Origin of the sequence: Metasolibacillus meyeri (assembly GCF_003049505.1) — a bacterium.
In the GTDB taxonomy this organism is placed as follows: Bacteria; Bacillota; Bacilli; order Bacillales_A; family Planococcaceae; genus Metasolibacillus; species Metasolibacillus meyeri.
Genome location: NZ_PYWN01000016.1, coordinates 1 through 10,924, shown reverse-complemented (window position 1 = coordinate 10,924; position 10,924 = coordinate 1). Strand labels below are relative to the sequence as shown.

The window sequence follows — 10,924 nt, the reverse complement described above, 5'->3', positions numbered from 1 at the left end:
CTCCTCTGGCACTGTTGGTTCCTCCGGTGTTGTTGGTGGAGTTGTTGGCTCCTCCGGCACTGTTGGTTCTTCCGGTGCTGTTGGTGGAGTTGTTGGCTCCTCTGGTACTGTTGGTTCTTCCGGTGTTTCTCCTGGTGTTGGTGGAGTTGTTGGTTCACCTGGCTCTGGAGGTGTCCATCCTCCTCCAGGATATAGAGTTGGCTTCGCTAATGCAGCACAATCATTTGCATTAACTTCAATTCGAAGCGCTGGCTCTGTTCCTACAACAACCCAGTAACTACCTGGCTCTACTGTATGCGGAACTGTCGCCTTACCATCTGCATCAGTTGTACCTGATACAATCTGCTTGCCTCCATTGCCTATTACAACGAATGCGACATTTGCACGTGCATTACCATTAACATTTTGAATTGTTAAAGTAAACAATGGACATGCGTTTATTGGTACTTGAACTTCCGCCCCACATACTTCATCAATGTAGCTTACTGTAATACTTCCTAGTAATACACTAGATTCATTGTAAACATCATATTCTTTACCTTGCTCTAATTTCGCTTTATCTACGAATTTGATTTGACCATTTACATCAGTCACACCTGTTTCTACCGTTGCGCCTGCTTTATCCTTAATCGTAACTTTCACATTCGCCCCAACAGGTAAATTATCTTTATTATTGATTGTTAATGTGAAGTCTGGGCAAGCGTTTTTAATTACAATGCCTTTACAGTCACCTGTATAAGTCACAGTAACTCCATCAATTCTCTCACCTTTTGAGCCATCTGGATTTACTTCATAGACAACTACTTTTCCAGGTTGTTGAGTCGTTGGCAATGTAATTTTACCATCTTCATCTGTTGTATACTCTGTCTCAATACCATTTTCATCTTCTATAATTACTTTTGTATTAGCTTTTGGTGTTGTACCATCTGGGCTAATTACCGTAATCTCAAACTGCGTACATGCACGAGGTTTCTTCACTTCATCCTCACAATTTGTTGTATAAGTGACTGTGAAATCCTCTCCAAATGGCACCGATTGCCCAGGTTCGATTTCATAAGATACGACTGTATAATCACCTGGTTCAATTGTATATCTTTCACCATTTTGATTTGTTGCAAATGTAATTTTACCATCTGTATCAACAGTTGCTTCTCTTTGTTGATTTGTTGCTTTATTTTCGATTACTACCTTAGTACCAGCTTTTAAAGGACCATCTTCGTTTTCAATAGTCAATGTAAACGCTGGACATGCTGGTATTGGTTGGATTACATGCTCACAGTTTGTATCAACTGTAAATTCATCAATCTTTTCACCATTTTCATACACTTCATAATCAGAAGCCGGCAAGTTTGGCAATACTACTTTACCTTCCGCATTTGTAGTACCATTAAACTCAGTAGTTGGACTGTTTTTGTCCACAATTTTAATGGCTACGCCTTCACGTGGTTTACCATCTTTATCGTTCACTGTTAATGTAAAGTTTGGACAAGCTGGTGCATTTGTAGGTAGTAATTCTGCCGCGCAATTTTCATTACCACTCGCATCTTGATAAATAATATTTACGTCACCTAAATACAACTCACCTTCAAATACTTTGTAAGTACCTGCTGGTGTTGTAGGGGCTACAGTAAATTCACCGACCGCGTTTGTTGTATTATCCGTTACAGTTGTAACAACATTATTATTTGAATCTTTTAATGTTACCGTTACATTCGGACGTACATTGCCATCTTTATCCTTCAATGTAATTGTAAAAGTTGGACATCCATTTGTTGGTTGTACTTCATCTTGACAATCATCTTGACCATACTTAACTGTAACTGTTCCATAATTTATCCCATCTATATCAACAACTGTATACAGACCTGCATGAACAGTATTTGGAACATTCATTACTCCATTCGTTGGTGTTGCTTTATATTTTTCTTCACCATTACCATCTAGTAATCGTACTTCCTTCGTTATGGAATTACCATTCACATCTTTTACTGTTAAATCAAATGTTGTACATGCGTTTTGTGGTAATGGCGTATTATTAACCAATTGAATTACTTTTCCATTTTGCAGTGTGTCATAGTCTGCATTAAAAGTAAATGTTTTATCTGCCATTTTATCGTAGCCACTTGGTGCAACTACTTCTTTTAATACATACGGGCTATAACGCATATCTGCAAATGAGAATTTTCCATCTTGGTCCGTTGTTGCAGCTCTTAGTAAGTAATCTGTACTTCCAATACGTTTGTAGAGTTCAAATTCAACCCCCGCTAAAGGAACAATGTCTCCTGTTTCAGAATTCACGCCTACTTTTTCGAATTCCATTGTACCTTTCGTACCAGATAAATTCGAATCACTAGAACTGAAACTTAATGTACTGTTTACTTCATCTTTCGTTTTTTGGTTTTCTGCTGTTGCTCCAGCGAATTCAATTTTCGCTTCATTTGAAAATGCATCGCCTGATTTCCCAGTAGCCAATGTTTTATAACGTAATTGATATCCTGTTGTTAGATTTTCAAATTCTAGTGTAAATCCTGTGTTTGTATAGTTCACAGTTGCATTAACAGATTGTGGAGTTACCCAATTTGAGCCATTGTTTACACCTGCTGATGTAACATTGTACGCACGTAATTCTATGGAATCACGAACTAGCATTAAATTATCTGAAAAAGTATCTGAAACTGTTGTTTGACCTAAATTAGAATGTGATTTATTTATATCAAGTGTCCATGTAAGTGTTTCCGTTGATGCTTGCTGATTAGGAGCACCTTTTTTAATAAGACTATTTGCCACTTGCGAATCAACCGTTACAGGCGTTGCAGTAAGTGTAAAGTTTTGGCTTCCTTTTGTTTGGAATTGAGCCGCATTGCTATAAACATTCCCTTGAGCGTTCTCGTTGCTATCTTCAATACCGAAAATATGATTTGAATCTTTCGTTTTATAAACCACTACATATGCTTCGTTATTAATAGCTGAATCTAACATAGATGCAAATGTTAATATATATCCTTTATTATTCGCATGAGGGATAACAGTATAATGTGTTCCCTCTGTCAATGGAGAGGTTTTTGTATAACTTCCTTGATCATCTCCAACACCCAGTGTTAATGGATACACCGATAAAGTACCTGGCTCAAATTCGTGTCCTGCACCAATTACATCCGTAAGAACCGCACCTTGAATGTCTTTCTTGTTAATATTTACACGTACTTCCCATTCAAACTTTTGTGTTTGATAATTAACGCTACCTTTTTTATTACCGTTATTTTGTGTTGTTGTTGATGGCGTGTAGTGTTCTGTCCGTGTTTGTGTATACTCAGGTTCTGTATTATGGTTCCATTTTGTTGTAGCTGTATTACCATAGCCTGTATTCTCAACTGTACCTGCATCTGTAATAGCAAATGATGTTTTATAAGTTACTGTAACAGCGCTGTTCGCACCTACATTGATTCCTGTGATGTTAAACCCTTTGTTATCACCGTCCACTACTACACTACCTGTATTTGGTGAAACTACGATATTCGATGCATCACCAACCAATGTATGTTCACCTGTTTTTCCAGTCATCTCAAATTGATCATCTAACGTTAGCCCCGTAATATCTTCAGTTGGATGGTCATTACGAATCGTTACTGTCCAAGTGATTTCTTTCGTACTAAAATCTACTGTACGTGTTTTTGACAATAACGCATTCGTTAAAGTATGTGTTACTGGCGGTGTTGTTTTACCACTAAATGCAGCTGTATTTGTTATTGTTGTATTACCATTTTTAGCATAAAACGTTGAGCCCTCATAGTTTGCTTCATACTTAATTTGGTAAGCTTTAGTTGTAGGATTAATGAATGCTAAACTAAAACCTGTTGCCTTATTTGGATCTCCAGTTGGTGTAACACTGTATTCAGAACTAGCAATTGGCGTTGCACTCACACTGCTCGCTTGACCATTTGCTGGATTAATCGTCACTTCATATACTTTAATTGAGTTTGTATCAATAAGATGTTGGTAATTATTATCATTTGACCCAATTGTATCTGAAATTGCTGTGCCCGCTGGAATCATTACTTGATTGTAGTTCACATTAATTGCCCATTCAGACTTATAATTTGTACCGCTCACTTTTGTTTTCGCTAATGCTTTACCATATGTTACTATTTGGCCAACTGATGATGTTGTATCTGGTACTCCACCATTTGTGAAGGTAAATGTATTATTAAATGTTTTAGCATCTTCACGATCGTCTATAGGCAAGGTTACTTCCGTCTTATATTCAATTTTATAAGCATGCCCATTCGTAAATATTGCCACAACATCTGATAAATCACCATTTATTACTACATGTGATTCTGTAGCTGTTTTCACACCATTCAAGCCAACTTTATATTGCCAAACATTAACGCTTCCAGGAATGATGGCATGACCGCCTGTTGGGTTGTCAGTAATACTAGGATTAACAAAATCTTTTCCAGCTTCATTTACCCAAACTCGCCATTCCATTTGGTGATTTCCATTCTCAAGTGCTGGAGAACCTACAGTTGATTTCTTTGTTCTCTCATTGTTTGTAGATGGGAGAAATTTAAATGTTGTTTTAATTGTATCAGATCCTGCATTTGCTTTTGGAAGCTCTAATTCTTGCTCAATCTCATCTGATGTCAAATTAAAACCTGCTGCGAAGTTAAATTCTAAGTTATACGGAACTGTATTAACAGTTTCTATCGTCATACCTGAAACTTCTACACGAATTGTCGTTCCACCTTGCAGTGTATACGTATACGTGATGTCATCCACTGTTTTTGTTCCATTGAACGCATTACTAAAATCAATTAATGAATCTGGAATGTTAAACGTAAACCAACTGCCGTCTGCATACACTTGCGTAAGCGGCACTGTGAAATTCACGTTAAAGTTTGCCTGCTGATTTTGTGCCAGAGGTGTGGAATACGCTCCTTCCGTTACAGCATTTCCATTAATAGTCATATCAAATTTTTCTAATTCTACACCTACGATTTCTTCTGCTATACCTGTGCTAAAAGGCTGAATTAGTAAGGGTTTATTTTTTTCTAGATTCTCTACATCAGCTGTATCCCCACTTGTTGTTGAAGTACCATCTTTTTCGCCATTTGCACTTTCTGTTCCATCGTCCACCCCAGTTGCTGGCGGTGTTTGTTCAGGAATGATTACTTCATCCGCAAATACCGACAACGGTCCAATCACTGTTTGGAACACTAACAGCATTGTCAGCATTGCAATATTAATCTTTTTCCTCATGTCCCTCTCCTTTTCTTAGGTTCGAGAGAGTGCCTTTGTTGCTTGCTGACGACATGTAACCAGCAATTAAGAAGGCTACTGCAAACGGTTGGCTAGTCTCTCTTTCCCAGTGTTAATTAGTCGTCATTTTCGAACACACATTCAATCTTCGAAAAGAAGTGGAGACATGATACCTTTGTTGCCTGCTCCCTAAACTGCGTGTATTCATTTGTTTGTAACGAGCCGATAAAAATTTGTCTCACCTCCTTCAAAGCATCGACCCATTGAACGTTAAGAAATCTTTATTTTCATTTTACAAAGTCACTCTAAACAAATCCTATACAATATCATCACAATAAAATCCCCATTTTATCGTTATATTTTTCAATATTTTACCTCAACAATCGTAAAAAAATGAGACATAACGAATTAGTTTATGCGAAACAATCCCAATTTGTCACAGAAATCAAATAAAAAAACTAAGCTATTATAAAGCAACGAAATAATACATCGGCTATTCCTTCGTTAAAAACATATTCATTCTAATCCTTATTTTTTCACTTTATTTACTAATTTTTTTATATTTTTCAACAATAATGGCTTTACCGTTTTACTTTGCTCTTCTACCACATCAAATTTTGCTATTGAACTTACTCCTGTTGCTGGCGCCTCTACTATATTCATTGCAGCCGATGCTTTTATCGGGCTGCATGTGATGACTAATGTAGCTAGTACAGCAACTGCTGTTGTACTCATTTTTTTCTTCATAATCTCCACTCCTCGGTTTACTTTTTGATTAGGTTGGTAGCATCCTGCCAATTACTTATGTCAAGGATAACTCCCCAAAATATATACTCAATGACCTACAATAATATTCATCGTATTTGCAAATAGAAAGTTTAGTAATTCTAAATACCTTAATTTCGTTTCAAATATTTCACATCTAGGTCTTTTTACTTTTATTTATTTTTTAAAACAAAAAATGTAGGCAAAGTTTATGTTCACTTTGCCTACACATTTAACTATGAATTTTGGAGTAGCAGATGCAACTCCTGCTTGAAAGCTTCATCCGCTGTATAACCTGTCAATATTTCTTCAGGATAGTACACTTTATGATCAGTTTTTAATCTACCTGCAATGGAGTCAACAAGCGAACTTTCCTGAGATAATTCACGCACTTCTCCATTTACCATTTGCAGCATAATTGGCAGCTTTCCCGTCGCTACACCTGGCTGGTATAAGTCATACGGTAAATCAGAGGTGGAGTCATGCACAAGGTAGTAGATTGGGTCGACGCCTGCTTGCTTAAACAATTGCTGCAAGCGTGCAAAGCGCTGTGGTTCTTTTTGTGGGTTCATATTAATATAGCCAAATAACTTTCGATTGATAAAACGACTACTTAAATCACGTAAAATTTCATCCTCTTCCTGCATCCAAAATTGAATATATGTCAGCATAATACTTTCATCTAATGCGATATAATCTTCCAATGTAATTTTATTTTTGAAAAACGGTTTAAAGTGAGTTGGCGCATGCTTAAACCAATAACCTTCCTCACTCAATACTTTCACGCGTTTTAATATATGATTTAAAATGACTTCCGCGCTGCGCGACACTGGGTGAAAATAAATTTGCAAATACATTTGATAGCGCGACATAATATAGTCTTCTACTGCATGCATCCCACTTTCTTTAATCACGACTTGCCCCTTACGTGGTCTCATAACACGCAATATGCGCTCCATATCAAAATGCCCATAACTAACCCCTGTATAGTAGGCATCACGTTGTAAATAATCCATGCGATCAGCATCAATTTGACTGGAAATTAAACTAACAACGAGTTTATTTGGATATGTCTTTTCAATCACTTGCGCAACCTTTTCAGGGAAATCCAATGCAACTCGACGCAACACAGTATTGACCTCTGTGTCACCGAGTAAAATTTCACGTGTATATTCCTCATGATCTGTGCCAAAAACATTTTCGAAGGCATGTGAAAATGGACCATGCCCTAAATCATGGAGTAGCGCCGCGCATAGTACAAGCAAACGCTCTGCTGCATCCCATTCAGGTCTTCCTGCAAAAATATCATCAACAATGCGTCGAACAATTTCATAGACTCCAAGTGAATGGTTGAAGCGGCTATGCTCTGCACCATGAAATACTAAATACGTAGTACCAAGCTGGCGAATACGTCGCAAACGCTGAAATTCTCTTGTTCCGACTAAATCCCAAATAACTTGATCACGCACATGAACATATCGATGTACAGGGTCTTTAAACACTTTTTCCTCTGCTAATTTTGCTGTTGCATAGCTCATTCTCCATACCCCCTCTATTTTAATTAGTCATATTTTATCATTTTTTAACAGGAAAAAGCGAGAAAGGACCAAACCAGCACTTATTTTCCTATAGGTAGGCTGATAGGGTGTTGTTTTGAAGAGAAAATTGGAGAAAATTTCTTCTAGTTTTAGATTGGACAAGCTATCTCCCCTTAGTTCAAATGTACCGAAATCAACTTCTTACTGCATCGATTTTGGAAGATAGCTGCGATGAATAAAACCTTTTTGTCACTTCGATTTCCCCTACAGCTCTGTGTTTTTAGCGTATAAAAAAGAGCCTGTACAACAGGGAGTGATTTCTCCCTGTGACAGTACTCTTTATTTTTTTAGTTTAGCCAGTACTTTTTCCATTAACTCATCTTCCGTTAAAGCAGCAACTGGTCTACTATTTACAAATGTGAATGTTTTTTTACGGCCAGGGCCGCAATATGAATGACAGCCAATTTCAATCGTTGCATCGGGATCAATTTTTTTTAATTTTGGAATTAACGTTTTTAAATTAACGGCCTGACATTCATCGCAAACTCTAAATTCGTTTGCCACTAGAGCCAACACCTTTCTATTTTCACTTTTAATCTACTAGCTATTTTAGCTCATTGTCATGCTTTCATTCAAGTGAAATTGTATTTTCTCTGTCAAAGAGCTGCAAATGCATTTTGGTTCAATTCGAAATAAAACTTGTAGCAAATGTCATAGCCATAACGATTTTAGGTTAACTTTTACTTATAGAAGGAATTCGAAAAAATCTAGCTGCAAATATGCTAAAACAGAATTGATATACTCTTTGAATAAAAAATTCGAGATTTGGTCATGCTTAGTAATGAACAATCAAACTATGAACATGGTAGGAGGTAAATTAATAATGAAAGTAAGACAGGATGCTTGGTTACAAGAAAATGATGAGCTATTGGCAGAGGCGGTGCTACGACATGTAAAGGAAGGAAGCACACAATTAAATGCCTTTGATGAAGTCGGTGATGCGCTAAATCGAACAGCAGCTGCCTGCGGTTTTCGCTGGAATGCAGTTGTTCGCAAAATGTATGAGGGACAACTAGCCGAGGCAAAAAAAGAACGCAAAGAGAGATTGCGAGCGTTCGGCAATCCATCACGTCGTCGTTCACAACATATTGTTGTGACAGCTGATAGTGGGGATACAAAACCAATTCCGTTATCATCGCTCTCTTTAGACGTTGTTATCGCTTATTTAATGCGTTTGCAACACGGAGCTGGTGATGTCGAAAGTTCAAAGTGGCGTTACTTAGCTAATACAGCGACTGAGAAAAATCGTGAACTAGAGTCAGAGCTTGAAAAACTGCGCAAAGAAAATATCGCAATTCGAGAAGATTATGAGCAATTTGTACAAATTATGAATCGTGCGCGCCGATTTGTCGCATTAGATGAAGAGGAAGAACGCATTGCGCCAATTTTCAAGATGGAACGCAATGGCAACCTTATCTCTTCTCCTCTAGAAAATGATGAAATACAAATGTAAATAGAGAGGAGCTAGGTTGCTCCTCTCTATTTTTATTCTACGTTCTCCCATTTACTTTGAGAGCATGCTTTGATTGCGTTGCAAAACGCGCTGTAAATAGTGCATATACAGCTCATTTTCAAATGGCTGTAAAGGAGTAAAAGTCCAATTAAAGCCTTTTTGCTGGAGCATTTGCTGGATGCGCAAATTTAGTTCAACAGCTGTGATATCTGTCCCTGTTAACTCCTGTAATGAGGCCATAACACTTGGTTCAATACGCGGATATCGGAATTTCGTTTCCTCATTTTTTAAGCTGATTTCATAAAATTGCTTAATTAGCTCTGCGCGTTCACTTCCGCTACCTTCCACACATAAATAAATTTGTACTGCTACACCGCCCTGCATCCTTCTTTGCGAAATACCTGCAAACTTCTTGCCAGCTATGCTCAAATCATATGACCCTGGACAATAGGAACCTACAATTTCATATGCATCAATATGCTCTGCAATTTCTGGTAGTAGTATTTTAATAAATTGTACCATTAGCTCGAATGCGGAATTAATAGACAATGGCTGCTCTTTTTCACTAATAACAAGCGATATATTCAGCACCCCTGTATCTAATACAACAGCTAAGCCACCTGAATTACGTACAATGGGTGTATAGCCCTGTTCATTTAGCAATTTCATTCCTTGCTCGATAAATGGCAGACGATGATCCTGAATGCCAAGTACAACAGATTCTTTATGTATCCATGTACGAATTACTGGCGTAGATCGATGATGTCCAACTAAATGACAAAGTGTATCATCCATTGCGAATGAAGCTAACGGTGAACGGGATTGTAAATTTGACTCATCTACCAGTCTCCATTCACAATTTTGTAAAAAATATTCCATAATTAATCTCCCTAATATCACGATTTCAACTATCCTTTAGCATACACGAACAAATGAAGACTGAAAAGTCATGACGAAATCGTGACAGTGTGTGTAGGATCGAGAAAGATGTGCTAAACTAATAGAGAATGATTTTCACTTAAAAGGAGTGTTTCATAAATGAACGAAGCAGCAATTACGTTAGATGGTTGGTATGCATTACATGATTTCCGCTCAATCGACTGGGCTTCTTGGAAACTTGTTTCAGTGGAGGAGCGCACAGCAGCAGTAGAGGAATTTGTCGCTTATGTAGAAAAATTAAATGAAGCAGATGTTGCAAAAACAGGCGCTCACGCTTTTTACGCAATCGTTGGACAAAAGGCAGACTTCATGCTGATGACATTACGTGAAACGATGGACGAGTTACAGGAATTAGAGGCTGAATTTAATAAATTGGCAATCGCTGATTTTACAATTCCTAGCTATTCATATGTATCTGTTGTAGAATTATCGAACTATTTAGCAGGCGAATCAAACGAAGATCCTTATCAAAACCCACATGTTCGTGCACGTCTTTACCCTGAGCTACCACGTTCTCAATATGTGTGCTTCTATCCAATGGATAAGCGCCGCCAAAATGATGACAACTGGTATATGTTATCGATGGACGAGCGCAAAAGCTTAATGCGCTCACATGGTATGATTGGTCGTGGCTACGCAGGTAAAGTCAAGCAAATCATCACAGGTTCTGTCGGCTTCGACGATCACGAATGGGGTGTTACGTTATTCTCTGACGATGTTTTACAATTTAAGAAGCTAGTCTATGAAATGCGTTTCGACGAAGTATCAGCACGCTACGGTGAATTCGGTTCATTCTTTGTTGGCAACATTTTAGATAATGAAAAATTAGTGAAGTTTTTAACTGTATAAAGTGAATCTTCAATCAGTGGGGGTTTTCCTCATCCCCCACTGATTGGTGATAAAGGAACAC

Annotated in this window: 7 protein-coding genes; 2 read left to right on the top strand and 5 right to left on the bottom strand. The window is 37.7% G+C overall.

The genetic code is table 11. The features are described from left to right. From C9J34_RS02210 to C9J34_RS02195, 4 genes are all read right to left on the bottom strand, one after another. Positions 1 to 5,259: collagen binding domain-containing protein (locus tag C9J34_RS02210; protein ID WP_107838222.1), on the bottom strand; the 5,259-nt coding region annotated here is incomplete at its 3' end. 528 nt (positions 5,260 to 5,787) lie between these two features. Further along, positions 5,788 to 6,006 carry a hypothetical protein gene (locus tag C9J34_RS02205; protein ID WP_107838221.1) on the bottom strand — a complete coding sequence of 73 codons (219 nt, stop codon included), beginning with the start codon at positions 6,004 to 6,006 and terminating at the stop codon, positions 5,788 to 5,790. 254 nt (positions 6,007 to 6,260) lie between these two features. After that, positions 6,261 to 7,562: an HD domain-containing protein gene (locus tag C9J34_RS02200; RefSeq protein ID WP_107838220.1), complete on the bottom strand. Its 1,302-nt coding sequence runs from the start codon at positions 7,560 to 7,562 to the stop codon at positions 6,261 to 6,263. Between the two features lie 339 nt (positions 7,563 to 7,901). Next, positions 7,902 to 8,126 (bottom strand): YuzB family protein, encoded by a 225-nt coding sequence (locus C9J34_RS02195; protein ID WP_107838219.1) that lies wholly within the window; start codon positions 8,124 to 8,126, stop codon positions 7,902 to 7,904. Positions 8,127 to 8,442: 316 nt separating this feature from the next. On the opposite strand from C9J34_RS02195, the gene C9J34_RS02190 reads away from it, so the two are divergent. Continuing rightward, positions 8,443 to 9,075, top strand: coding sequence for an RsfA family transcriptional regulator (locus C9J34_RS02190; RefSeq protein WP_107838223.1), 633 nt, complete (start codon positions 8,443 to 8,445; stop codon positions 9,073 to 9,075). Positions 9,076 to 9,126: 51 nt separating this feature from the next. Here C9J34_RS02190 and C9J34_RS02185 read toward each other — a convergent pair whose 3' ends face one another. Next, a complete protein-coding gene (locus C9J34_RS02185) occupies positions 9,127 to 9,954 on the bottom strand; it encodes a lipoate--protein ligase family protein (protein WP_107838218.1) in 828 nt (275 codons plus the stop codon). A gap of 159 nt (positions 9,955 to 10,113) precedes the next feature. Here C9J34_RS02185 and hemQ point away from each other — a divergent pair, with 159 nt between their 5' ends. Next, a complete protein-coding gene (hemQ, locus tag C9J34_RS02180; RefSeq protein WP_107838217.1) occupies positions 10,114 to 10,863 on the top strand; it encodes a hydrogen peroxide-dependent heme synthase in 750 nt (249 codons plus the stop codon). The last annotated feature ends 61 nt before the right edge of the window (positions 10,864 to 10,924 follow it).